The organism is Vallitalea maricola (genome assembly GCF_036985595.1).
Lineage (GTDB): Bacteria > Bacillota > Clostridia > Lachnospirales > Vallitaleaceae > Vallitalea > Vallitalea maricola.
Window position 1 is genome coordinate 1 of record NZ_BTPU01000129.1, and the last position, 2,130, is coordinate 2,130.

Annotated in this window: 1 protein-coding gene; it reads right to left on the reverse strand. The window is 34.7% G+C overall.

Annotated elements, in window-relative coordinates; genetic code table 11:
- Positions 1 to 2,130, reverse strand: a 2,130-nt coding sequence (locus AACQ14_RS23445) for an AMP-binding protein (protein ID WP_339365973.1), incomplete at both ends; no start/stop codon positions are given.

Genomic DNA, 2,130 nt, shown 5'->3' on the forward strand with positions numbered 1-2,130 from the left:
ATCTCATCTCTATAGGCTACATTCTTTTTAAGCTGTATGTCTCCTATCTTAGGCAGTTTTTCGTAATCTATTTTTCCATTCATGTTGATAGGTATCTTCTCTATCTGCATTACTTTGGATGGTACTTCATATGCTGGAAGTCTTTCTCGTAGATACTCGTATAATTCATTTTCTTCTATTCTTTCATCGGATATATAGTATCCTGCTATTGTTTTCTTTCTATCTTCTTTTTCCAGTCTGTCTTCGTATCCGATTTCTTTCATTATTTCTACTATTTTTGTTTTATCAACTTCTTCAGCTAGTTCTTCTAATGATTGTTCTAGGGTTATATGCCCTAGTCTTACCTCCCAGCTGTTTGGGAAAGTGTAATTGTCATATTCTTTCCTTTTTCTCTGTACGTATATTCCCACATCGTTTACCCTGCAGTTACTAGAGCATGAGCCTGTATCCTGTGGCTGACTCCAATGGTCACTCTTGCTTTTTAATAAGTTAAGGATTTCTTTCTTGGTTACGTCTGTATATCTGTAGAAGTCTATTACTTCTGTCTTTTCTAATATTTCTCTGTCTATTATCATTTCTTCTCCAAGGCTTTTGGTTACATAATCTTTCTTAGCATGATATAGACATCTTTGTTCAAATATCTTGTTTTCTATTTCTTCTACATCTTCTATTTGTTTTCCCTGTTCAAATATGTCATACAGTCTTACATCGAATATCTGTCCTCTTGATAATCCATTTATTATATATGGTATTTTGTTTTCATATGCATATCTTTCACTTAGTATGTTCAGTACTCTGAAACATCCTTTACAGACACTGCATTCTTCATTTAATCCTTCAAGGAATACTTTGTTCATATCCTTCTGGGTCTGTATTATACAGTCTACGTTGCATTCTTTTACTACCCTGTCTATGTTTTTGAATGCTGTTTCTGATATGTATTCGTTATCAAATACAAATGCAAGTACTCTTACTCCCATTTCTACAAGCTTGTATAATACGTATGTGCTGTCTTTTCCTCCACTGTATTGTAATAGACAATCATATTTTCCTTCATAAGGGTTGTTCTTAAGTTTTTGTTCTAGTTCTTCAAGGGGTCTGAAGTACTCTGCTGTTATATCTTTATATCCTTCGTATTTCTTGCATACGTTGCAAACACCGTCTTCACCTATGATTACTCCTTCGTATTTTGAAGTAATTCCGCATCTGCTGCAATACTTGGCTTTTTCCTGTTCTTCTTCAACATGTACAAGTGATTCTTTGACTCCTGGGTAGGTGAGCATGGTTCCTTCTATTTCTCCAAGTTCAATCCTGTTTCCTCTTATCTTGACCTGTCTGTCTTTTCTTCCTATGTATTCAAGATTTCCGTCAGGCATTATCTTTCCGTAATCACCTGTTCTGTACATTAGTTTTTCTGTTTCTTCTATACTGACTTTTACAAATTTTTCTTTTGTCATTTCTTCGTTGTTATAATATCCTAGAGTCATATACTCTGTTTCTATGTATATTTCTCCTTCTTCATTATCCATACATTCCTTCATATTTCTATCCAGGATATGTATTCTTGTTCCTTCCATTGGCTTACCTATAGGTATACTGCTCTTATTTGTATCAGAAGCCTTTATCTCATAATAGGTCTTTATCATTGTTGTTTCTGATGGTCCGTAGAAATTCACTAGCTGTACTTTTTCTCCTTGTTTTTCATACCAGTCTTTCAAACTTTTTGGTATGATTCTTTCTCCTGCCATCATCACATATTTTAACTTTTCATATCTCTCTTTGCCGTTTCTTGCTTCATCTATTAGTCTGAATAGAGTTGGTGTACAGTGTATTACATTTACCTGTGACCTTTCTATCCAGTCACCAAGTCTTTTTCCATCTAATATGATTTCTCTTTTTTCTGGAATGCAAATGGTTCCTCCATGGCATAATGTAGTGAATATATCTCTCATCACTGCGTCAAAACCTGGAGAAGTCAGTTGGCTGACTCTTAGGTTTTCTATATGGCTTAGGTATTCACCTTCCCACTGTATAAAGTTCAACAGACTTTCGTTCTTGCCTAGTATTGCCTTTGGTTTACCAGTTGTTCCTGATGTGAAGAATATGTAGATAGGGTCTTTTGGGTCATAA